Annotated in this window: 20 protein-coding genes; 6 read left to right on the top strand and 14 right to left on the bottom strand. The window is 70.2% G+C overall.

Going from position 1 to position 23,067, the window contains the following annotated elements:
• Positions 1-74: 74 nt before the first annotated feature.
• From ACQE3L_RS12785 to ACQE3L_RS12770, 4 genes are all read left to right on the top strand, one after another.
• Entirely contained in the window at positions 75-542 is a 468-nt protein-coding gene (locus tag ACQE3L_RS12785; RefSeq protein WP_426964242.1) for an SHOCT domain-containing protein, read from the top strand.
• 192 nt (positions 543-734) lie between these two features.
• Complete coding sequence (locus ACQE3L_RS12780; protein WP_426964241.1) at positions 735-2,165, top strand: S8 family peptidase; 1,431 nt, start codon at positions 735-737, stop codon at positions 2,163-2,165.
• 143 nt (positions 2,166-2,308) lie between these two features.
• The gene (gene rqcH / locus ACQE3L_RS12775; RefSeq protein ID WP_426964240.1) at positions 2,309-4,423 is read left to right on the top strand and encodes a ribosome rescue protein RqcH; all 2,115 of its coding nucleotides are present in this window, start codon (positions 2,309-2,311) and stop codon (positions 4,421-4,423) included.
• A 110-nt stretch (positions 4,424-4,533) separates the two neighbouring features.
• A complete protein-coding gene (locus tag ACQE3L_RS12770; RefSeq protein WP_426964238.1) occupies positions 4,534-5,718 on the top strand; it encodes a cystathionine gamma-synthase in 1,185 nt (394 codons plus the stop codon).
• A gap of 1,003 nt (positions 5,719-6,721) precedes the next feature.
• Here the strand turns inward: ACQE3L_RS12770 and ACQE3L_RS12765 are convergent.
• The 5 genes from ACQE3L_RS12765 to ACQE3L_RS12745 all read right to left on the bottom strand — a co-directional run bounded on the left by ACQE3L_RS12765 (position 6,722) and on the right by ACQE3L_RS12745 (position 11,693).
• The gene (locus ACQE3L_RS12765) at positions 6,722-7,897 is read right to left on the bottom strand and encodes a pyridoxal-phosphate-dependent aminotransferase family protein (RefSeq protein ID WP_426964237.1); all 1,176 of its coding nucleotides are present in this window, start codon (positions 7,895-7,897) and stop codon (positions 6,722-6,724) included.
• An 87-nt stretch (positions 7,898-7,984) separates the two neighbouring features.
• Positions 7,985-9,937 (bottom strand): threonine--tRNA ligase, encoded by a 1,953-nt coding sequence (gene thrS / locus ACQE3L_RS12760; protein WP_426964236.1) that lies wholly within the window; start codon positions 9,935-9,937, stop codon positions 7,985-7,987.
• Positions 9,938-10,039: 102 nt separating this feature from the next.
• Positions 10,040-10,576, bottom strand: a complete 537-nt coding sequence (locus ACQE3L_RS12755; RefSeq protein ID WP_426964235.1) for an NUDIX domain-containing protein — start codon at positions 10,574-10,576, stop codon at positions 10,040-10,042.
• A complete protein-coding gene (locus ACQE3L_RS12750; RefSeq protein WP_426964234.1) occupies positions 10,573-11,058 on the bottom strand; it encodes a cupin domain-containing protein in 486 nt (161 codons plus the stop codon). The genes ACQE3L_RS12755 and ACQE3L_RS12750 overlap by 4 nt, the downstream gene beginning before the upstream one ends.
• Before the next feature lie 89 nt (positions 11,059-11,147).
• Entirely contained in the window at positions 11,148-11,693 is a 546-nt protein-coding gene (locus ACQE3L_RS12745; RefSeq protein WP_426964232.1) for a hypothetical protein, read from the bottom strand.
• A gap of 325 nt (positions 11,694-12,018) precedes the next feature.
• On the opposite strand from ACQE3L_RS12745, the gene ACQE3L_RS12740 reads away from it, so the two are divergent.
• Positions 12,019-14,367 (top strand): DEAD/DEAH box helicase, encoded by a 2,349-nt coding sequence (locus ACQE3L_RS12740; RefSeq protein ID WP_426964231.1) that lies wholly within the window; start codon positions 12,019-12,021, stop codon positions 14,365-14,367.
• 24 nt (positions 14,368-14,391) lie between these two features.
• On the opposite strand, the gene ACQE3L_RS12735 is transcribed toward ACQE3L_RS12740, so the two are convergent.
• Positions 14,392-14,586: a DUF7501 family protein gene (locus tag ACQE3L_RS12735; protein ID WP_426964229.1), complete on the bottom strand. Its 195-nt coding sequence runs from the start codon at positions 14,584-14,586 to the stop codon at positions 14,392-14,394.
• A 225-nt stretch (positions 14,587-14,811) separates the two neighbouring features.
• On the opposite strand from ACQE3L_RS12735, the gene ACQE3L_RS12730 reads away from it, so the two are divergent.
• On the top strand, positions 14,812-15,501 hold the full coding sequence (locus ACQE3L_RS12730) for a DUF6517 family protein (protein ID WP_426964228.1): 690 nt from the start codon (positions 14,812-14,814) through the stop codon (positions 15,499-15,501).
• 16 nt (positions 15,502-15,517) lie between these two features.
• Here ACQE3L_RS12730 and ACQE3L_RS12725 read toward each other — a convergent pair whose 3' ends face one another.
• The 8 genes from ACQE3L_RS12725 to ACQE3L_RS12690 all read right to left on the bottom strand — a co-directional run bounded on the left by ACQE3L_RS12725 (position 15,518) and on the right by ACQE3L_RS12690 (position 22,925).
• Entirely contained in the window at positions 15,518-17,290 is a 1,773-nt protein-coding gene (locus ACQE3L_RS12725; RefSeq protein ID WP_426964227.1) for a MutS-related protein, read from the bottom strand.
• Between the two features lie 59 nt (positions 17,291-17,349).
• Entirely contained in the window at positions 17,350-17,601 is a 252-nt protein-coding gene (locus ACQE3L_RS12720; protein ID WP_426964226.1) for a UPF0058 family protein, read from the bottom strand.
• 127 nt (positions 17,602-17,728) lie between these two features.
• On the bottom strand, positions 17,729-18,067 hold the full coding sequence (locus tag ACQE3L_RS12715) for a rhodanese-like domain-containing protein (protein ID WP_426964225.1): 339 nt from the start codon (positions 18,065-18,067) through the stop codon (positions 17,729-17,731).
• Between the two features lie 45 nt (positions 18,068-18,112).
• Positions 18,113-18,595, bottom strand: a complete 483-nt coding sequence (locus ACQE3L_RS12710; RefSeq protein WP_426964224.1) for a desampylase — start codon at positions 18,593-18,595, stop codon at positions 18,113-18,115.
• 319 nt (positions 18,596-18,914) lie between these two features.
• Positions 18,915-20,063: an acyl-CoA dehydrogenase family protein gene (locus ACQE3L_RS12705; protein WP_426964222.1), complete on the bottom strand. Its 1,149-nt coding sequence runs from the start codon at positions 20,061-20,063 to the stop codon at positions 18,915-18,917.
• Positions 20,064-20,161: 98 nt separating this feature from the next.
• Positions 20,162-21,973 (bottom strand): class I adenylate-forming enzyme family protein, encoded by a 1,812-nt coding sequence (locus ACQE3L_RS12700; protein WP_426964220.1) that lies wholly within the window; start codon positions 21,971-21,973, stop codon positions 20,162-20,164.
• A gap of 110 nt (positions 21,974-22,083) precedes the next feature.
• Positions 22,084-22,518, bottom strand: coding sequence for a universal stress protein (locus tag ACQE3L_RS12695; RefSeq protein ID WP_426964280.1), 435 nt, complete (start codon positions 22,516-22,518; stop codon positions 22,084-22,086).
• 95 nt (positions 22,519-22,613) lie between these two features.
• The gene (locus ACQE3L_RS12690) at positions 22,614-22,925 is read right to left on the bottom strand and encodes a DUF7964 domain-containing protein (RefSeq protein ID WP_426964219.1); all 312 of its coding nucleotides are present in this window, start codon (positions 22,923-22,925) and stop codon (positions 22,614-22,616) included.
• Positions 22,926-23,067: the final 142 nt, after the last annotated feature.

Raw genomic sequence — 23,067 nt, 5'->3', positions numbered from 1 at the left:
GGGCCGGACCCGGGCGGGGTCCCCTCACGACGCCGACCGCGAACGTTTTTGTCGGCCGCCACACATCAGCAGCCATGAGCGAGCCCTCCGCGAGCGAGCCCTCGGCACGCGACCCCACCGTGCGCGAGCGTCTCCGAGAGAACGCCGTGGGCATCGCCTCGACCGCCGTGACGGGGATCTGGATGGCGGCGTTTTTCACCGGGCAGGAGTGGTGGCTCGCGGCCCTGATCGTCGGCTACGCGGCGGTGATCCCGCTGGTCGCACAGCTGTTCGGCGACGACGAGGACCGCGAGGAGTGGGTCGACGACTGGACCGCCGACGAGCGCGACCGCGAGGAGTCCGCGAGCGGCGACGCCGGGTCGGCGGACCGCGGCGGCGACGGGGAGACGCCGCTGGAGACCCTCCGCCGGCGCTACGCGAGCGGCGAGTTGACCGACGAGCAGTTCGAGCGCAAACTGGAGCGGCTCCTGGAGACCGAGACGCTGGAGGACGTGGAGGACCGCGCGGCCGTCGAACGCGAACTCGAACGCGACCGGGGGTGAGCCGCGAGGTGCGGTCCGGGTACCGCCGTAGGCGCACCGGGCCGCTCGCAGCGCCCGCATTTATTCGCCGCGGACCGCGACAGGCCAAGGAAGAATACGAATAAACACAACATCAGTTTTCTCGGATTTAAGTAAAAGCTTTCAGTCCCGTCTCGCCAGTTATGGTACCCTCTCACACAGCGGGTGGTGTACATGAATTTCGACAGACGGTCCCTGCTGAGGGGACTCGGTGCGGCGGGCGCAACGGCGATGATCCCGGGGATGGCGACCGCGACCGACGGTGACCCCGCCTCCGGACGGTTCCTGATCGACCTTCGGGAGGTCGACCGCGCGGACGTTCCGGACGAGGTGGAGGTCGTTCACGACATCTCCGAAATCGACCTGCTGGCGGCGCGGGGCGACCCGGCGGCGGTCCCGGGCGTCGACTCGACGACGCCGGACGTGACGGTGTACCAGGACGGCGCGGGAGCGGTCCCGGAGAACGCGGGGCCGGTCGCGGAGGTCGACCGGGACGGCGCCGCGGGCGGTGACCCGGCCTGGGACGCCGGCTTGACGAACAACGAGCTCCAGTGGGACAAGCGCGCACAGCGACTGGGCGACCTCTCCGACCGACCGGACGAGCGGCGGACGGTCCACGACACGACGACCGGCGAGGGCGCTCGCGTCGCGGTGATCGACAGCGGCGTCTCCGACGCCCACCCCGACCTCGCGGACGCGGTGAACGCGGACCTCTCCGCGAACTTCACCACGGACCCGTACGACTTCCGGCCGAACGGCGCCGGCGACCACGGCACGCACGTCGCGGGCACGGTCGCGGCGACGAACGCGACCGGCGACGGCGTCCTCGGCACCGCGCCGGACGCGGAGGTCGTCTCGCTGCGCGTCTTCTCCGGAGTGGCGGGCGCGACCGGCGACGTCATCGCGGCGATCGTCGACGCCGCGAACAAGGGGTGCGACGTCGCGAACCTCAGTCTCGGCTACCCGGTCCCCTACGTCGACCCCGAGGAGTTCCCGTGGCTGCTGTCAGTCAAGGAGGCCTACGAGCGGGCCGCCGCGCACGCCCGCAAACGGGGGATGCTCGTGGTCAACTCCGCGGGCAACGACGGCATCGACATGGACGCCGAGGGCGTGCTGAGCCTCCCGACGGAGGTGGAGGGCGTCTTCGGCGTCTCAGCGACCGGCCCCATCGGCTACCTGTGGGACGACCGGAAGCAGCGCGAGGACCTCGCGCTCAAGCGCCTCGAGGACCCGACCTCCTCGCCCGCCTTCTACACGAACTACGGCAGCGCCGTGGATCTGAGCGCGGCGGGCGGCGACGCGGACCTCGACGCGGCAGCCGACGGCGCCGACGGCTGGTACTACGACCTCGTCCTCTCGACGGTCGTCTCCCCCGACGGCGACGGCGGCGTCGTTCCGGGCTACGGCTGGAAGGCGGGGACGTCGATGGCGGCGCCACAGGTGTCCGGCGCCGTGGCGCTGGTGCGGTCGCTGCGGCCGGACGCCGGCGTCGCGGAGGTGGAGTCGCTGCTTCGCGAGACCGCGACCGATGGCGAACCGGGCGGCGAGCAGTACCACGGCGCGGGTCATCTCGACCTGCGCTCGCTGGTGAAGGCGGCGCGGTAGGGTCGTCACGACCGCGGTCGGGAACGTCGCCGCGCGTCGACGTCGCGACCGGGAGTGAGCCGGCGCTTCGCGTCCACCCGGCATCCCGCTCGCTGCGGTCCCGCGAACGACACGCCTTTTTCCGGGCCCCGTGTGGTCCGGGTATGGAGAGCAAAACGGAGCTGTCGAGCATCGACCTCCGCGCGCTCGTGACGGAGCTCGGGCGATACGCGGGGGCGAAGGTCGACAAGGCCTACCTCTACGGCGACGACCTGCTCCGGCTCAAGCTCCGGGACTTCGACCGGGGGCGCGTCGAGCTCCTGATCGAGGTCGGCGACGTGAAGCGCGCGCACGTCGCGGCACAGGAACACGTCCCCGACGCGCCGGGCCGGCCGCCCAACTTCGCGAAGATGCTGCGCAATCGGCTCTCGGGCGCGGACTTCGTCGGGGTCGAACAGTACGAGTTCGACCGCATCCTCACCTTCGAGTTCGCGCGCGAGGACGGCAACACGCGCATCGTCGCGGAGCTGTTCGGACAGGGGAACGTCGCGGCGCTCGACGAGACCGGCGAGGTGGTCGGCGCGTTGGAGACCGTCCGGCTGAAGTCCCGGACCGTCGCGCCCGGCTCGCAGTACGAGTACCCCGCCTCCCGGCTCAACCCGCTGGACGTGAGCTTCGACGCCTTCGGCCGCAAGATGGACGAGTCAGACACCGACGTGGTGCGGACGCTCGCGACCCAGCTCAACCTCGGCGGCCTGTACGCGGAGGAGGTCTGTTCGCGGGCCGGCGTCGAGAAGACCGTCGACATCGCGGACGCGACCGAGGAGCAGTACCGCGCCCTCTACGACGCCATCGCGCGGCTCGACGCGCGGCTCCACGCCGGCGAGTTGGACCCGCGCGTCTACGAGGACGACGACGGGAACGTGGTCGACGTGACCCCGTTCCCGCTGACCGAACACGAGGACCTCGCGAGCGAGGGGTACGACTCGTTCAACGCGGCCGTCGACGACTACTTCTACCGCTTCGAGCGGGAGGAGGAGGCCGAGGAACCCGAGGAGATCGGCTCCTCGAAGCCGGACTTCGAGAAGGAGATCGCGAAACAGCAGCGCATCATCGAGCAGCAGGAGGGCGCTATCGAGGGGTTCGAACAGCAGGCCGAACGGGAGCGCGAGCGCGCGGAGCTTCTGTACGCCAACTACGACCTCGTCGACGAGGTGCTCTCGACGGTACAGGACGCCCGCGAGGAGGGCGTCCCGTGGGACGAGATCGCGGAGACGCTGTCGGCCGGCGCCGAGCGCGGCATCCCCGCGGCCGAGGCGGTGACCGACGTGGACGGCAGCGAGGGAACCGTGACGGTGGCGCTCGACGACACCGAGATCGAACTCGACGCGACCGCGGGCGTCGAGGTGAACGCGGACGAGCTCTACAAGGAGGCCAAGCGCATCGAGGGGAAAAAGGAGGGCGCCAAGGAGGCCATCGAAGCGACTCGGGAGGAACTCGAGGCCGTCAAGCGCCGCAAGGAGGAGTGGGAGGCGGAAGACGAGGCGGACGAGGAAGCCGACGAGGAGGAGGCGGAGGACCACGAGCCGGCCGACTGGCTCGCGCGCTCGTCGGTCCCGCTGCGGACGACCGACGAGTGGTTCGAGCGCTTCCGCTGGTTCCACACGTCGGACGGCTACCTCGTCATCGGGGGGCGCAACGCCGACCAGAACGAGGAGTTGGTGAAGAAGTACATGGACAAACACGACCGCTTCTTCCACACGCAGGCCCACGGCGGCCCGGTCACCCTGCTGAAGGCGGCCGGTCCCTCGGAGGCCTCGGAGCCGGTCGACTTCGACGAGGAGACGCTCCGGCAGGCGGCGCAGTTCGCGGTGTCGTACTCCTCGGACTGGAAGGCGGGCCGGGGCGCGGGCGACGCCTACATGGTCGAGCCGGACCAGGTGTCCAAGACGCCCGAGAGCGGCGAGTACCTCGAGAAGGGCGGCTTCGCCATCCGTGGTGACCGCACTTACTTCGAGGACATCGCTTGCCGCGTCGCGGTCGGCGTCCAGTGTGAACCGGTGACGCGCGTGATCGGCGGCCCGCCGGCGGCGGTTCGCGACCGCGTCGCGACGAGCATCGAGTTGGAGCCGGGGATGTACGCGCAAAACGACGCCGCGATGATGGTCTACCGCGAGTTCAAAAATCGGTTCGCGGACCAGTCGTTCGTCCGCAAGGTGGCGAGCGCCGACCGCATCCAGGAGTTCCTGCCGCCGGGCGGTTCAGAGATCGTCGAGTAGCGCCGGTCTACCGCCTGCCACACGCGGTCTCCCTCGTGGATGCGCCGGTCGGGAACGGCCTCGCCGACCGAAAGGGCAAGAGTCAGGCCGCCGGCCGCGAACGTTCACGCATGAGCGACGACGACGCCGAGCACGCGACCGACGAGTTCCGCATCGAGACGCGAGCGATCCACGCCGGGCAGGAGCCGGACCCAGAGACCGGCGCGCTGATGACGCCCATCTACGCCAACTCCACGTACAAGCAGTCCGCGCCGGGCGAACACACCGGCTACGAGTACTCGCGGACGGGGAACCCGACCCGGACCGACCTCGAGGAGAACCTCGCGGCGCTGGAGAACGGCAGCCACGCGCGGGCGTTCTCCTCGGGCATGGGCGCGATCAACACCGTCCTCAACCTGCTCGAGGCGGGCGACCACGTGGTCGCGGGCGACGACGTCTACGGCGGCACCCACCGCATCCTCACGCAGGTGTACGAGCAGTACGACCTCGAAACGTCGTTCGTCGACACGACCGACCACCAGGCGGTCGCGGACGCGATGCAGGAGAACACCGAACTCGTGTGGGTCGAGACGCCGACGAACCCCCTGATGAACGTCAACGACATCGCGGCGCTCGCCGACATCGCCCACGAGCACGACGCGCTCTGTGCGGTCGACAACACGTTCGCGACGCCGTACCTCCAGCGCCCGCTCGAACACGGCGCGGACATCGTCTCCCAGTCGCTGACGAAGTACCTCGGCGGCCACTCCGACACGGTCGGCGGCGCGCTGATCGTGGACGACGCCGAGTTGGACGACGACCTCGGCTTCTACCAGAACTCCGTCGGGGCGACGCCCGGTCCGTTCGACTCCTTCCTCGTCCTCCGCGGGACGAAGACGCTCCCCGTGCGAATGGACCGCCACTGCGAGAACGCCGGCGAGCTTGCCGAGTGGCTCGAGGGCCACGACGCGGTCGAGCGCGTCTACTACCCGGGGCTGGAGAGCCACCCGCAACACGACCTGGCGGCCGAGCAGATGGACGACTTCGGCGGCATGCTCTCGTTCGAGCTCGACGGCACGCTGGAGCAGGGGTCGACGGTCGTCTCCGAGACCGAGGTGTTCACCCTCGCGGAGTCGCTCGGCGGCGTCGAGAGCCTGATCGAGCAGCCCGCGGCGATGACCCACGCGGCCATCCCGCGCGAGGAGCGACTCGCGGCCGGGCTCACCGACGGCCTCATCCGCGTCTCCGTCGGCGTCGAGCACGTCGACGACCTGAAAGCCGACCTTCAGCAGGCGTTCGACGAAGCACTGGACTGAGGCGACTAGGTTGGGTGTGATCGGGGCGTTCTGGACGTTTCTGGCGGCGATTTCTGTAACTATCTCGTTCGCTAGGTGTGCGCGTTTTCTGTTTCTATCGCAGATTCTGCTGCTTGGAACAGCAACACCCAGAAAGCCCCAGCCGGCTCTCCCTACGACGAATCTTGTTCTGGTGTCGATCCTGCTGATCGGGACAGCAACACCCAGAAAGCCCCAGCCGGCTCGACCGGCCGCGCCTCGCTGCGCTCCTCAGACAATCGCGGCGACACAAGGTCGCCGCGGAACTGCGGTGCTTACGTCGTCGGGGCCGAATCGAGCCGGCTGCCCCTTTCAGTCCCACCCACCGCAACCGCCCCGCAACCGCACAACACCGCAGCCTCGCCCCTCCCCAGCCTCGACGGCGGCGCGGCCGCGAAACCGCACCGCAGGCGGCCGAGCCGCCGTCTCCCTCACGCGGTCGTGCCGACACGCTTCGCGGTCGCCACGGCGCGCGCCGACCGCACCGCCCCGCACAACACCGCACCGCCGGCGGACAAACGTTTTTCGCGGATCGGGCAGAACTCCCGCCGTGAGTGCAGCCTGATCAGTCAGGTACAACGCATCGCTCTACTGGCTGTCAAACGTTCGGCGCGCGCGAATGACGCGCGCGAGGGAGCCCGCAGCCGCGGTCGCGCAAGCGGTACGGTGCGGGCGCGCGACCGCGGCTGCGGCGAGGCTGGGGAGGCGTGAGGCCACGCTTGACCCGACAGCCGGCGTGGCGAATCACCAAGCAACCAGCCTCAACGACGGACTCGACAAACAGCGCCCTGGCGGACCGAAAGGGCGAGCGGTCGAGGGCTTTCTGGGTGTTGGCAACAAGCACAGCAGGACGCTCGATCATTCAAAAACCGAAGTACAGCGAGCGGTCGAAAAACCTCTAGACGATAGCGGCACGCACGGCAGAGCGGACGTTCACGCCAAGAGTCGCGTATCGCGGGGCAGGGACCGCCGCGACCGCCTCAACTTACGCTTCGTACCCCTGCTCGTTCAGCGCTTCCTCCAGCGTCGCCAGCAGGAACTCCACGTTCTTCGTGCGGGCGCCGTGGCCCATACAGCCCATGCGCCAGATGTCGCCGGCCAGGTCGCCGAGCCCGGAGGCGATCTCCAAGTCGTGCTCGCTCAGGAGGTGGTCGATGACGGCGGCGTCGTCGACGCCGTCGGGGACGCGGACGGCGTTGAGGCTCGGGAGCCAGAACTCGTCGTCCGCGTTCATCTCGAGCCCGAGCTCACCCAGCCCGGCCTTCAGCTCGCCGGCCACCTCGCGGTGGCGGGCCCAGCGGTTCTCGATGCCCTCCTCCGCGACGAGCCGGAGCGCCTCCCGGAGCGCGTAGACGTTCGTGATGGGCGCGGTGTGGTGGTAGGCGCGCTCGTCGCCCCAGTACCCCTCCAGAAGCGAGAGGTCGAGGTACCACGACCGTGGCTCCTCCTCGCGGTCGAGCACCTTGTCCATCGCGCGGTCGTTCAGCGTGAGTGGGCTCGCGCCCGGCGGACAGGAGAGGCACTTCTGCGGGCCGGAGTAGGCCACGTCGATGTCCCACTCGTCGACACGGAGCTCCACGCCGCCGAGCGAGGTGACCGAATCCGCGATGACGTACGCGTCGTGGTCGTGCGCGATGCTCGTCAGCTCCGGGACCTCCGGCTGGAGCACGCCGGTCGAGGTCTCGGCGTGGACGAAGCCGAACACGTCGGGCTGATGCTCCTCGAAGGCCGCCTCGACGTCCGCGGGGTCGAGCGGTTCACCCCACGGCGCGTCGACCTCCACGACCTCGCCGCCGGCGCGGCGCGCCATCGAGGCCATCCGACCGCCGAAGTAGCCGTTCGTCGGGACGAGCATCGTCTCGCCCGGCTCCACGAGGTTGCCGATGGCGGCCTCCATCGACGCGGAGCCGGTCCCGGAGACGGGGATGGTCCACTGGTTGTCCGTGCGGAACGTGTAGCGGAGCAGCTCCTGCGTCTCGTTCATTATCTCGACGAACGAGGGGTCGAGGTGGCCCACGAGGGGGGTACTCATCGCGCGGAGCACCCGTGGGTGGACCGGGCTCGGGCCGGGGCCCATCAGCGTTCGGTCCGGCGGCGTCAGCTCTCCAACCTCGGGCGCCTCGGCGTGACCGGGCGCCTCCTGCTCGGGCGTGCGGGACATACGCATGGACCTGTGGCTGGAGGGGGCAAAAACGCGACGGAAGGGGAACGCGGCCGCGCGGATCGGGGAGCGGCGGACGCTACGGCCTCACTCCGCGTCGGAGACGAAGTCGGGCTCGATCCGCTTTTCGGCGCGCTCCGCCTCGAGGTGCGCGACGAACTCGTCGAGGTCCACGTCGTTGCGCTCGTTCTCGAAGCGGTCGCGGACGGAGACCGTGCCGGCTTCTTCCTCGTCGCCGCCGACGACGACCATGTACGGAAGCCGGTCGTCGTGGGCCTGCCGGATCTTGCGGCCGACCGTCCAGTCGCGGTCCTCGACCTCGACGCGGAAGCCGGCGTCGTCGAGCGCGTTCTTCACGCGGTGGGCGTAGCCGAGCGTCTCGTCGGAGACGGGGAGCACGCGGACCTGCTCGGGCGCGAGCCACAGCGGGAAGTTCCCGTCGAAGTGCTCGATCAGCACCATGAAGAAGCGCTCGTAGGAGCCGTACAGCGCGCGGTGGATCATCACCGGGCGGTGCTCCTCGTTGTCCTCGCCCGTGTACGAGAGGTCGAACCGCTCGGGCATGTTGAAGTCGAGCTGGACCGTGGGGCCGTCCCACAGGCGGCCGAGCGCGTCCTCGAACGAGAAGTCGATCTTCGGGCCGTAGAACGCGCCGTCGCCCGCCTCGACCTCGTAGTCGTAGCCCCCCGACTCCAGCACGTCGCGGAGCTGTTCCTCCGCGGACTCCCAGATCTCGTCGCTGCCGACGGACTTCTCGGGGCGGGTCGCCAGCGCGACCTCCACGTCGAGCCCGACCGTCTCGACGACCTCGAAGATCATCTCGATGACCGTCTCGATCTCCTCGCGGATCTGGTCTGGGCGGACGAACAGGTGGCCGTCGTCGATGGTGAACGACCAGACGCGCGAGAGGCCGGAGAGCTCGCCGCGCTGCTCCTTGCGGTACACCTTCCCGTTCTCGAAGTAGCGCTTGGGGAGGTCGCGGTACGACCACGTCTTCTGGTCGAAGATGGTGGCGTGGCCCGGGCAGTTCATCGGCTTGAGGCCGTACTCCTCGTCGTTCACGTCGAGGAGGAACATGCTGTCCTTGTAGTTCTCGTAGTGGCCCGACTGCTTCCACAGCTCCGTCCGGAAGACGTGGGGCGTCTCGACCTCGTCGTAGCCGTGTTCGCGGTTGAGCCGGTCCGCGTACTCCGAGAGCTCCCGGAGCACCGTCTTCCCGTTGGGGTGGTACAGCGGAAGCCCCGGCCCCGTCACGGTCGGGATGGAGAACAGGTCCATCTCCTGGCCGATCTTGCGGTGGTCGCGCTCCTTGGCCTGCTCGCGCAGCTCGAGGAACTCCTCGAGGTCCTTCTCGGAGGGGAACGCCGTGCCGGAGACGCGCGTCAGCGTCTCGTTGTCCTCCTCGCCGCGCCAGTAAGCCGCGGAGATGTCGAGCAGCTCGACCGCCCCGACCTCGCCGGTCGAGGCGACGTGGGGGCCCTGACAGAGGTCCTGCCAGTCGTCCTGCTCGTAGAAGGTGACCGTCTCCTCGTCGGCCTCCTCGTCGAGGATCTGACGCTTGAACTCGTTGTCCTCGTAGATCGAAAGCGCCTCCTCGCGGGAGCGCTCGACGCGCTCGATGTCGTAGTCGGCCTCGATGATCGACTCCATCTCCGACTCGATCTCCGCGAGGTCCTCCTCGTCGAGGTCGACGTTCGCCACGTCGTAGTAGAACCCCTCGTCGGTCGGCGGGCCGATGGTCAGCTTCGCCTCGGGGTACAGCCGCTGGAGCGCCTGCGCGAAGACGTGGGCCGCGGAGTGGCGCAGCACCTGCAGGTACTCGTCGGACTGGTCGGTGACGATCTCGACGTGGGCGCCGTCGTGGACCGCGGCGTGCTTGCTCACCAGCTCGCCGTCGATCTTGCCCGCAACCGTGTCACGACCGAGCCCCGGGCCGATCTCGTAGGCCACGTCCTCCAGTGTCGCCCCCGCCGGTACGGAGAGTTCTGATCCGTCCGGAAGGACGACCGTCACGTCGGCCTGAGCATCGGTCTCGCTCATACTTCGGTCAAACCGGACGAGGGGTTTAAGCGTTGTTGGACGGCGCGACTCCTTCCCACGGTTCGGGGACGACTGCGGGGGACGGCGGCCGGAGCCGCGAGCTCACAGATACGGCCGCACCACGGCCCCGTCGTGGAGGTCCTCGGGCACCGTCTCGAACCAGCGCGCCGCCCGGATCGTCTCCCCCGAGACGCCCAGTTCCGCCACCGGCGGGATGGCCCCGTCGGCGGTCGCCGCGAAGACGTGACACTCGCCGCGGTACGCGACCGCTTCCTCCGGCACCTCCCCGGCCGACGCGTCCGCGGGCACGTCCGCGCTGGAGACGTACAACTGGTCGAGCACGACGAGCCGCTCGCCGACGGTCGCCGCCAGCGCGGTCTCCTCGCGGACCTCGCGCGCGGCCGCCGCGGCCGGTTCCTCGCCCGGTTCGACGCCGCCGCCGGGGAGCGTCCACCCCTCGGACCAGCCGTTCTTGACGAGCGCGATGCGACCCGCGGGGTCCAGAACGCGCGCCGCGACCGCCCGCGCCGTGCCCTCGGTCGCCCACGCCTCGAACTCCGTGAGTCGGCCCGGATCGACGCGGATCAGGTGCGGTTCGCGCGGCGCGTCCGGGTTCGCGTCACCGCCCGCCCCCGTCACGGCTCCTCGTCCTCCCAGTAGTCGACGTCCTCATCGATCCGGTAGTAGCCCGACAGCGAGCGCTCGCCGCGGTCGCCCGGCGGCGCGCCGGCGTAGACGCCGAACTTCTCCGAGTCGGGGTAGACCGTCACGTCCGGTTCGTTCATCGTGGACATCGCGAGGTAGCGGACCGGCTCCTCGCCGTCGTTGACGACGCGGTGGCCGCCCGACTCGTCGGCGGGGAACGCGACGTAGTCGCCGGCCTCGATCGGGACCGGTCCCTCGGGCGTCCGGAGCGTTCCCGACCCGGCGAGGACGTAGATCGCCTCCTCGTTGCCGGCGTGGTAGTGATAGGGCCACGACTTCGCGCCGGCGGGGAGTTCGTAGAGGCTACATCCGAGGTCCGTGCCGCCCGCGGCCGCGGCGAGGCGCTTGCGGCGGAACGGCGGGTCGCCGCGGTCGCCCGCCTCCCAGTCGAGGTCGGCCTCGTTGACGGGATCCATGCGTGTGCCCACGCGGGAGGGGCGCAAAATCCTTCTCCCGAGTTGGGGGGGTCCGCGACCGCCGCGACGGTCGGCGCACGGCCGGTCGACTAGTCCTCGAGCGTCGCCGGTCGGGCGCCCTCGTAGACGTATCCGCCCGCGACGCCGGCGGGGACTGCGACCCAGAACGTCAGTAGGAAGGCGACGATACCGACGACCGCGGCGCTGCCTGCGAGAACCGGGAGGTTCGGAGTCGACTCGATGCCTGTCAGCAGGGGGTTCCCGTACGCCAGTATCGGGACCAGCGCGACCGTGACGAGACAGTACGTCGCAACTGCCGAGACGAGTCCGGCGACCGCGCCGTACGCCGGGAGCCAGTCGGGGAGCAGGCGCCACGTCGCGACGCCGGACACGAACGCGGCCGGCACGACGACCGGGAGCAGAAGGAGGCCGAAGACCGCCCAGAACAGGGCCGCTGAGTCGGGGTTCACGAGCAGGAACGGGACCATCAGGTGCACGAACGCGGTGGTCGCCAGAACCGCGGTCGACGCGCAGGCGTAGCCCGTGCCGAGGCATCTGCGGCGGGCACCAGGCAACCGCCCGGGACCGTACCGGTGGCAGGCGACGCCGAGTTTCTCGACTGCCGAGCCAGACATACGGATGCTTCGACAGCCGTTCATAAATAGTGCCGTGGCGGTCGCGGTGCTGGGGCGGTCGCGGTAGGCGGTTCTGTGGCGGTTGCGGTGCTGGGCGGTGTGGTGCTGGGGCGGTCGCGGTAGGCGGTGCTGTGGCGGTTTCTGTCCAGGTTGTGGTACCGCGGCGGCGCGAGGGCGCGCAGCGCCCGCAGCGCCGCCCGCGGCCCCTTTTTGATCGACATTTTTCAAGGAGTGGTCAAGCCGGCGCTTCGCGCCGGCGCGACCCGACGCAGAAAAAGGTCGGGGAGAAGCCTTAGGCTCGCCGCCCGCCGACGGTGAGGTAACCGTGGAAGACGTCGTCGACTGGTTGCGCTCGCGGCCCTACTACGAGGGACAGATCGCTGAGCATCGCCGGGTTCCGGGGCGGGAGCCGTCGTTCGCGGACGTCGGTCTGGAGCCGCGGCTGGCGGACGCGCTCGCCGAGCGCGGCATCGACCGCCTGTACGAGCATCAGGCGGCCGCCATCGAGGCGGTCCGCGACGGGAAGGACGCGGTTATCGCCACCGAGACCGCGAGCGGGAAGTCGCTGGCGTACACGGTTCCCGCCTTCGAGCGCGCGATGGACCACGGCGGCCGGACGCTCTACCTCGGGCCGCAGAACGCGCTCATCTCCGACCAGGAGGAGACGCTGTCGGCGTTGGCCGGAGACCTGGGTTTCGGAAGCCGGGTGTCGGTCGACACCTACACCGGGCGGCTGTCGCGGTCGGAGAAGCGTGACGTGCGCGACCGGCGGCCGACGGTCCTCCTGTCGAACCCGGACATGCTCCACTACGGGCTGTTGCCGTACGGCTACCGGCTCTGGGAGTGGTTCTTCTCGTCGCTGGAACTGGTCGTCGTCGACGAGGTCCACAACTACCGCGGCGTGTTCGGTTCGGGGGTCGCGCTCGCGCTCCGCCGGCTCAACAGGCTCTGCGAGCGGTTCGGTGCGGACCCCCAGTACGTCTGCTGTTCCGCGACCATCGGCAATCCGGTCGCGCACGCCGCGACCGTCACCGGCCGCGACGAGGAGAATTTCGCGCTCGTGGACGAGGACGCGTCCGGGCGCGGGCCGCGGGACTGGGTGCTGTGGAACCCGCCGGAGTACGACGACGACTGGCAGGAGCGCGGGAGCGGGCGCCGGAAGTCGAGCCACACCGAGACGAAGCGGCTGTTCGTGGATCTGGTCCAGCAGGGTCACCAGACGCTGACGTTCACGCGGGCGCGACAGACAGCCGAGCAGTACGCGACCGACAGCGCGGACGACCTCCGCGAGCGCGGCGAGCGGGAGTTGGCCGGCAAGGTCGGGGCGTATCAGGCGGCGCTCAAAGACGACACGCGCCGGGACCTCGAAACGCGGCTGCACGAGGGCGACCTGCGCGGCGTCTGGTCGACGAACGCGCTGGAACTCGGCGTGGACGTGGGCGGACTGGACGCCGTCCTGCTGGACGGCTACCCCGGGACGCGGATGAACACGTTCCAGCAGGCCGGCCGCGCGGGCCGCGGCGACGACCCCGCACTCGTGGTGCTGGTCGGCGGCGAGGACCAGCTCGACCAGTACCTGATGAACAACCCCGAGGACCTGTTCGAGGCGCCGCCGGAGGACGCCATCTGCGACCCGGAGAACGACCAACTGCTCCCGCGACACGTCGCCTGCGCGGCCGACGAGAACTGGCTCGCGCCGGGGGACCGCGACCACTTCGGCGACGAGTTCCCCGGGATCGTCGCGGAGTTCACGGAGCACGGCGTGCTCGACCGCCGCGAGACGCGGGACGGGACGCGCTGGACGTTCAACGGCGACACGAGCCCGCAACACGAGCTGAACCTGCGGACAGCCGAGGAGCGCGAGGTGGACCTGATCGACACCGGTCGCAACGAGACGGTCGCTTCGCTCGGGCTCTCGGACGCGATGCGAGACGCCCATCCGGGCGCAATCTACCACCAGCAGGGTCGCACCTACGAGGTGACGAAACTCGACCTCAACCGCGACGTGGCGGAGCTGTCGACGACGTGGGCCGACTACTACACGCAGGTCCTCACCGAGAAGGACGTGGTCGTGAACGAGGACCTCGACGAGCGCCCGCTCTCGGCCCGGCCGGACACGCCGGTCCGGTTCGCGGACGTGACCGTCACCGAGCGCGTGACGGGGTTCGAGCGCCGCGACTCCTCGACGGGCGAGTCGCTCGGGCAGAAGACGCTCGACCTTCCCGAGACCACGCTCCGCACGCGGGCGCTCTACTTCCCGGTTCCGGAGGACGTGGAAACGGACGTGCGCGCCGACCACGGCGAGCACGGCTTCAACGGCGGCATTCACGCGGCCGAGCACGGCGTCATCTCGCTTTTCCCCTTCCACCTGCTGTGCGACCGCGCGGACGTAGGCGGTCTCTCGACGCCGTATCACCCCCACACCGACGCCGCGACGGTGTTCGTCTACGACGGCTACCCCGGCGGCGTCGGGCTGACGCGACGGGGGTTCGAGCGGGTCGAGGAACTGTTCGCCCGGACGGCGCGCCTCATCGAGGGCTGTGACTGCGCGGACGGCTGTCCCGCGTGCGTCCAGTCGCCTCACTGCGGCAACGCGAACGAGCCGCTCGCGAAGGCGCCCGCGACACAGCTTCTCCACCGGCTCGTCGACGCGCCGAGTCCGGCTGCGGACTGATCGCGCTCGGGCGAGGTACGGGGCCTACCCGGACCACTCGCCGCCCATGTCGCCGGCGACGCGGTCGCGCCACGTCTCGAAGCCGCGGTCACAGACCGGGTTCTCCGCGACGTGGTCGACGAAGCCCGCACCGGGGTCCGCCAGCGCGGCGCCACAGAAGGGGCACTCGTTCGGATCGTTCCACGTCGGCTCGACGGTCGTGGGGGATTCGGCTGACATACGAAACGCTCACGCCATCCTCAAACATAAAATCACACGCTCGGACAGAAAATGTCCACAATAGTTGTATTTTCTGTCCTGTATGCGATGAATGTGGGTCGGGACGAGTCCAAATCCACCAGCGAGTAAACGTACGTCACGGAACGGGAACTCACACCCCGACTAGTTCGTCCACTGACGGAAACGGCCACGAAGTTTATCCCGCGAACTCTCAAAAGGCCGCGCATGCACTCACGACGTCGCGTGCTCGGAGTGGTCGGCAGTTCGTCCGTGCTGGCGCTGAGCGGTTGCCTCGACTTCGTGACCGGCCAGGGAGCGTATCAGGTGTCCGCGGAGCCGGCCGTGGTCAGCGCCTCGACCGCGGACGGGACGGACTACGAACTGCAGGAGGTCGCCGAGCGGGTCATCGAGGAGCAGTTCGAGGTCGCCGGACAGGAGCGGAGCGTCGAGGCGACGAACTACGTCGCGACCTACGAGAAGACCGTCGAGTTCGGGCCCATCGGCGAGGCGGCCGTCGCGGTGTTCGCGGTGCTGTCGACGCCCGCCGTCGAGATCGCGGGCCAGACGCTCAACCCCGTCGCGGAGTACGACAACGAGCGGCTCGTCCAGTTGCTCGCCTCGAACTACGAGTCGCTGGAGGTCCGCGGCGAGGCGGAGACGCTGACCTACGCCCCGTTCGGTACGGAGTACGAGGCGACCAAGTTCGACGCGGTCGCGCAGTTCGAGGGGCAGGAAGTGGAGGTGTTCGTGCAGGTGGGCTCCGTCCGCCACGAAGAGGACTTCCTCGTGCCGATCGCCGTCTACCCGCAGAACCGCGCCGAGGACGAGGAGCCGGTCGTCGCGGACCTCACCGGGAACCTCGACCACCCCGCGGACGTCGACGTGACCACGGCGACCCCGACCGACTCCTCCTGACGGGCGCGACCCCTTCTCACCGACCGTCCTCGGGCGACCACAGCGCGTCCGAGAGGGTCCGCTGGACGGCCTCCTCTCCGACGGCGCTCGCGAGGCTCTCGAACCCCCGTCTGACCAGCCGGTCGTCCGCGTTCGCCACCAGCCGGGAGACGATGAACTCCGGCGTGGACTTGCCGACGGTCCCGAACCGCGGCTGGTAGTCGACCCGCAGGTCCAGGTCCTGCGTCAGCCCCTCGGCGAAGATGCCGTCGATACGGGCGGCGTCCGGCAGCGGACTCAACTCGTCGGCGAGGTGGGTGACGAACACGCCCAGCGCCGCTTCCTCGACGGTGATGCCGACGAGTCCGTTCAGGAGGTCGGCAGCCCGCCCCGGTTCGGTGATCGCCTCGAACTCGTCGACGAGCATCAGCGTCCGACCGGGTTCGACGAGCGGCGGGACGACGGACTTCAGCGTCGACTCCAGCACGCCGGCGTTGAAGGAGGCGTGCCTGCGGTGGAAGACGACGCGGTCGAACCGGCCGACCTCCGCGGCCTCGGCGGGAACGGGAAGCCCCATCGAGGCGAGCAGCGTCACCGCACACAGCGTCTCCAGCAGGGTCGTCTTCCCGCCGGAGTTCGCGCCGGTGAGTACGCTGACGCGATCGCCGGAGGGCGGTCGCTCGCCGGCAGCGAACCCCGCCGAGGGGAGGCCGTGCTCGCCGACCGCGTACGAAACCGGATTCGGGTCGTCGAGGAAGGGGCTCAGCGCGTTCCGCACGGCCACGCCGTCTTCGACCAGCGTCGGTCTCGCGAGGTCGTACGCGGTCGCGAACCGTCCCAGCGACAGCTCGAAAGCGATGTCGTCGACCGCGTCGACGGCCGCGGCCACGTCGGTCTCCGCTGCCTCGATGCTCGCGCGCAGGTCCGCCGCGACCGCCTCCTCGCGCTCCGCGGCGTCCGCCTCCGCCTCGCGAACCAGTTCCCGAAGCGTTCCGGAGACGAAGTCGGCGGCGTCGACCGCCTCGTCGGGCGCCGCCGCGCGGATAGCGGCCGGTTCGATCCCCGTTTCGTCCGCGACGTGGTCGACCACGCCGGCCTTGAACGCCTCGAAGTCCCGGACGCTCTCCTCTCGAACGCTGTCGATCACGTCGAACGCGGAGTCCGACAGCTCGCGGGCCGCGTCGCGTCGGTCGCGGAGCCGGTCGAGTTCGTCGTCCGCGCCGCGTTCGACCTCGACGCCGTCGTCGGTCTCGCGGACGTAGCCGAGCGCGCCCGCCGCCTCGCGGAGCGCGTCCTCGTCCACGTCCGCGAGCGCGTCGAACGTGGACCCGGTGAGCCCCGCCTCCCGGAGCGCGAGGGCGGTTTCGACGGCCGCCCGGTCGGAGCCGTCCTCCGCGTCGAACGCGTCGAACGCCTCGACGACGGCGTCGCGGTCGTCACCGTCGAGGTCCTCCCACGCGTCTCGTGCGGCCAGCACGCGGTCGAGCCTGTCGACCACGGCCTCGCGGTCCGAGAGGGGCGTCATCACGCGGATCCGGTCGCCCGCGTGCTCGGTCAGTGCGTAGCCGGCCGCGAGCGTGAGCAGTCGGTCGTACACGTCCCGCGCGTCGCCCGTCGCGAGCACGTCCATGCCGGCCTTCCCGTTGGCGCGCCGGAGGATCCGCGTCGCTCGGCCGCGCGTGATCCCCGCGTCGACCAGCGCGCGAACGTCGGCCGACTCGATGGCTTCGACGGCGCGCTCGACGCCGAGCGCTTCGGTCAGCCGCTCGCTCGTCTTGGGGCCGACCCCCCAGTAATCCTCCAGTCGCATATACCGTCCCGTCCACGGCCGCAGTCAAGGAGCTTTCGTCGGGAGAAGGGCGCCGCCGATCAGGCGACCGGCGTCCGGCGCGCTTCGGCGTCCGGGTCGGTCGACCCGCGCTCGACGCCCTCGGCCAGCGCGGACGCGAGCGTCAGCACCGCGCGCTCGTGTTCCGACCGCGAGCCCCGGATCGTCATCGGCGACGTCTCCAGTTCCCTGTACGCGGCGAGGTCCGTCTCCGTGACGGGACCCTCCTCGTGCAGCTCCGTCGCGAGCGTGCCGAGCAGGTTGTGGAAGTGAACGAGTTCCGTCTTTTTCATGCCCGGTAGTAGGGGCCGAGGGCTTCTAAACCCGTTGCTGAGTGGAGGACAAAACGGGGGGCTGGATTGCCGATCGGGAACTTGCGGCCACGGAACCGACCGTTTCGGAGCCCTGACGCCGGAGCGGTCAGAGGCGCGTCTCGTCGTCCGCGGCGCCGCTCTCGAGGTCGCCGTCCCAGTCGCGATAGCCGCCGGCCAGACTCCTGACGGTCGCGTCTGCCGCGCCCTCGTAGCTACCGATGAGTCGCGCGGCCTGGACGGACGACTGACCGACCGGACAGACGGTGACGACCTCGTCGTCCCAGTCGACCTCGTCGACGCGACGCGGCAGTTCCGTCAGCGGGACGTTGATCGCCCCGGGGATGTGGCCGCGTTCGTACGCGGCAGCGGGCCGGATGTCGACGACCTGCGGCCCGTTCTCCGCGAGTTCCTCCCGAAGCTCCTCGGCGGTTATCTCCTCGACCATCTCTCCGGTCGTTAGCGGCCGTGCCGGGAAACAGGTTGCGGTGCGTCACTCGGTGACGACCGACTCCTCGCGAAACCGACCGGCGTCCGCGTCCCAGCGCCACGCGCGGACGGCCCACGTCGATCCGGTCGTGCCGGTCGCCGCGGCCGCGTCGTCACTCCGGGGCGAGACGATGACGTAGCAGTAGCCGTCCCACGTCGCTCGTTCGCGGTCGGTCGCGCTCGGCTCGGCGGGTCCGCGAGGGTGGGAGTGGTAGAACCCCGCCACGTCGTCGCCGGCGCTCTCGAGGGCCTCGATCGCCTCCAGCAGGGCGACCGGAGCCATCTCGTACCGCGTCCGCGGGTCTGCGGCCGCGTTCTCGACCCGGCGCGCGGTCTCGACGCGGTCCGTCCGCCCGGTGCCGCCGCTCGGGGACGTATCGGCGGAAGTCTCGCGCGTCCCACCGAGCACGCCGCAGACCTCCTCGGGGACCCCGTCCCGAGCGTGGGCGATCACCTCCTCACGGACGTCGGCGTCGATCCGGAGCACGGGGAGCGATAGGGCGCCGCTCCGTTTGAAGGCCGCGGCGCGAAACGGACGGTCGGTCGGACGCCGGCTCGGGAAGGGGGGTCCGGATGGCGAACAGGCGACACGGGACGGGGCAGGACGGGCCGGGAGAGGTGCTCCGGCCCGGAAACGGACTCGCGCGGCGACGTGTCGCACCGACCGAGTGGCCCGCCGCGCGGCGCGTCGTCAGGTCACGGGGGTGGTGGCGCGCTATCGGACAAAAGGGTCCGCACGGGGACGCGAGTCGCATCGGTGGCAGTGGTCGTGGAGGGGCGCGGGCGATCAGGGGGACCGGAGCGGTTCAGCGGCTCTGTCTGTAGATCAGGTTGCGCTGGACCTCGTTCGCACCCTCGTAGATGACGGGGATGCGGCAGTCGCGGTAGACACGAGCGATGCGCCGGTCGGTGAGGATCGAGCGGCCGCCGTGAAGTTGCATCCCGCGCTCGGCGCAGTCGACCGCGGTCTCGGTCGCCTTCGTCTTCGCGAGCGCCGCCCAGTAGCCCGCGTCGTCGTGGTCCATCACCTTCTCGCAGGCGCGCCACGTGAGCGCGCGGGCGGACTCGAACTCCAGTCGCATGTCCGCGAGCATGTGCTGGACGGACTGGAACTCGTTGACTGTCCGTCCGAAGGCGCTCCGGTCGTGAACGAACTCCTCGGCCTCTTCGATGGCCGCCGCCGCGAGTCCGAGCCCGTGGCCCCCGACGACGACGCGGCCGTGGTTGAAGAAGTCGGCGAGCATGTAGAAGCCGCCACCCTCGGTGCCGACGAGGTTCTCCTCGGGGACGAAGCAGTCCTCGAAGACGATGTGTCCCTGCTTGGACGCGCGCATCCCCATCTTCTCGGGGATGTGCTCGGCCTCGTAGCCGTCGCGGTCGGTCTCCACGATGAACATCGAGTAGTTGGAGTAGCGGTCCTCCGCGTCGCCGGTCTTGACGTAGACGGTGAGCCAGTCCGCCTCGACCGCGTTGCCGACCCAGTACTTCTCGCCGGTTATCTCGTAGCCGCCCTCGACCTTCTCGGCGCTCGTCGTCATCCCCGCGAGGTCGGAGCCGGTCTCGGGCTCGGAGACCGCCAGCCCCGATATCTGGTCGTTCTCCGCGACCGGGCGGAGATATTCCTCTTTCTGTTCCTCGGAACCGTACTGTTCGACCATCTCGCAGCCGAAACTGGCGAGCTGGAGCGTCAGCGCGATGCCGGCGTCCGCGCGGTAGAACTCCTCCGCGATGGCGAGGATCTGCGCGAGGTCGTACCCCTTGCCGCCGTACTCCTCGGAGATGTCCTGCGCGACGAGCCCGGCGTCCATGCCGGCTTCGAGGATCTCCCAGGGGTACTCGCCGGCGCGGAAGCGCTCCTCCGCGTTCGGCGCGATGTGGTCCGCCGCGAACGCCCGCGCCTCCGCTTTGACCTCGCGGGCGTGCTCGGGGACGATCGTGTCGTCGAGTAGCTCCATGAGTAGTCCTCTACTCGTGTCACCAAAACCCTCGTGGAACAACGATAAATCGTGCGCTCGTTTATTCGGTCGGGACGGCCCCGAAGAACGCGCCCGCGTCAGCGCTCTTCGGGATCGGAACGCTCTCCGTCGGCGCGCTCGCCGTCGGACCGGTCGGCATCGTGCGGTTCGGCGTCGGCAGGCTCGGACGAACCGCGGTCGGGCGACGACGGGTCGGCGGGTTCCGAATCGGCCGCGTCCGCGGACTCCACATCGGCCGCGTCCGCGGGTTCCGCACCGGCCGGTTCGGGATCCGCGGGCTCGAACCCCGCGGCGTCGAACCCCGTGTCGGGCCGTTCCGGCTCGAACCCCGCCTCCAGAAGCCGCTCGCGGAGGGCCCCGCGGTCGACCGTCCCCGAGACGGTCCGCGGCAACTCGTCGGCGAACCCGACCGTTCGCGGAAGCTTGAACCCGGCGAGACGCTCGCGAGCGAACCCCAGAAGTGCGGCCGGGTCGACGGGGCGCTCGTCGTCGCCGGTCGCGGCGGTCGTGGTGGCGTTCGGCTCCGACTCGGCATCGGCCTCCTCGTCGTCTCCGACGGGAACTACCAGCGCGGCGACGCGCTCGCCCCATTCCTCGTCCGGGAGGCCGGCGACCGCGACGTCGGCCACGCCCGGGTGCTCGCGCAGGACGGCCGCGACCTCCCCCGGTTCGACGTTCTCGCCACCCGTGATGATCCGGTCGTCGCGCCGGTTCAACACGTAGAGATACCCGTCCTCGTCGCGGTATCCCACGTCGCCGGTCCGGAGCCCGTGTTCCCCGAAGGCGCGGCGATTGGCGTCGGGGTCCCGGTAGTACCCCGGCGTCACCGTCGGCCCGTCGACGGCGATCTCGCCCGTCTCCCCGACGCCGACCGGGGACCCGGAGTCGTCCACCACCGTGAGGTCGGTCCCCAGGAGCGGTCGGCCCACCGTCCCGAGCCGGTCGACGGCCTCCTCGGGGGTCGCGGTCGCGACGCCGGAGGCCGCCTCGGTCATCCCGTAGGTGGGGTAGACGGGGATCGAGTAGTTCTCGCAGCGCTCGATCAGCGCGTCCGGCGCCGGGGCACCGCCGAGGAGCACCGTGGACAGCGAGTCCGCGAGCGTCCCCCGGCTGTCGAGCATCCGCGTGAGCATCGTCGGAACGAGCGAGACGCCGGTCACGTCGTAGCGGTCGATGTCGTCGGCCGCGCCGCCGGGGTCGAACGAGCGACGGAGCACCAGCGTCGTCCCGTAGAGCGCACAGCGATAGACCGGGGCGAGCCCGCCCATGTGATGAAGGGAGAGCGTGACGAGCCAGCGGTCTCCCGGCGAGACGCCGAGCCGAAAAGCGTTCGCCACCGCCGAGGCGAGCACGTTGGCAGCCGTCAGCTCGACCGCCTTCGGCTCGCCCGTCGTCCCGGAGGTGAAAAGCAGGCAGAGTCGGTCGTCGAGCTCCCACGTCGGCGGATCGATCGGGACCGGGTCGGCGTCGTGGAGCGCGCTCACGCGCTCGTGGTCGGGGTCGTCGACGCTGAGCAGCGGCAGCTCCTCGGCACCGTCCTCGACCACGGCGACGGCTTTCCCTTCCGTTTCGGCACCGCAAACCAGCGCGGTCGGCTCGGCGCGGGCCGTGCGCTCTCGCAGTTCGCGCGGCGTCAGGTCGTCGCCCAGCGGAACGAGAGTGACGCCGAGCCGCATCGCGGCGTGAACGAGGCCCACGTAGCCGACGCGGGCGGAACAGAGCACGCCAAGGTGGTCGCCGGGCTCGATCCCGAGCACGGAGAGGCGGCCGGCCGTCTCGGCGACGAGCCGGTCGAGGTCGCCGTACGACCACGTCTCGCCGTCCTCGGCGCGGACGAGCGCGGACGCGTCCGGCGTCGCGGCGACCCGGTGTGAGAGCCAGTCGCGCATGCCTCGGCTATTCGGGAGCCGTCATAATTGCCTTGCGGTCGGCGGTTCGACGCGGTCGACGGCGCGGACTCTCGATCAAAAACCCGCCGGAGGCGTCGACCCAGGTCGCGTCAGTCCTCGTCGGCCTGGCGGACGGTCATCACGGGCACGTCGGCGGTGCGGACGACCCGCTCCGTGACGGAGCCGAGGAGGTAGCGGTCGAGTCCCTGGCGTCCGTGGGTGCCCATCACGATCAGGTCGATATCGTTCTCCTCGACGTAGTCGCTGATCGACCGGTACGCGGTGCCGGTCGTCACCGTCGACACCGCCTCGACGCCGGCGTCGGCCGCCGCCTCGGCGACGCGGTCGGTGGCCTCCTCACCCTCCTTCTCGAGGGCTTCGACGACGACCTGGGCGCCGGCCTCCAGCGTGGAGTAGGCGGCGCCGTCGACCACGTACAGCGCGTGGACGCGGGCGTCGTAGCGCTCCGCGAGGTCGACCGCGTGGTCGATGGCCGCGTCGGAGGCCGGACTTCCGTCGGTGGGAACGAGGATGTTGTCGTACATGCGCCAGACGATACGAGCGCCCCCCATTAGAAAGCACTCCCCGACGGCGCGGGGGCGCGGTCGGTCCGCCGCACCGTCGCGGGCGGTAAGCGCTCCTACGCCGCGTCCGAGGCCCCCTCCAGCGCTTCGACCACCGCGTCCTCGCAGGTTCGAAGTCCCTCGTAGCGCTCGGCCTCGTCGAGGTCGGCCGTCTCGACGACCGTCCACTCCCCCTCGAACCCGGCCGCCTCCCCGTACTCCCCGTCGAACGCGAGCCCCTTCACCCACCCGTCGGTCGCGACGACCAGGCCCGCGGTCGGGCCGTCGGGCTCGGTGGCGACCGCGAGGTCGACTCCTTCGGACCGGTTCAGCGACGCGACCTCCGCTTCCTTCAACGGGCGCTCGGGCAGCGACGAGAGGACGGACATAGGCGGGAGGACGCGCTCCCGGCGATTGAGCCTTGCGACACGGACCGTCCGTCGGGGCGGAGCGAGGGCGCCGGCGGGAAGCCGCACCGGGTGCAACCGCGAGCGTCGACGCGGAACCGAAAACCTACTTATCGGGCGAGAA

Origin of the sequence: Haloparvum alkalitolerans (genome assembly GCF_050122995.1) — an archaeon.
In the GTDB taxonomy this organism is placed as follows: domain Archaea; phylum Halobacteriota; class Halobacteria; order Halobacteriales; family Haloferacaceae; genus Haloparvum; species Haloparvum alkalitolerans.
This window is presented reverse-complemented; position numbering and strand designations above follow the sequence as displayed.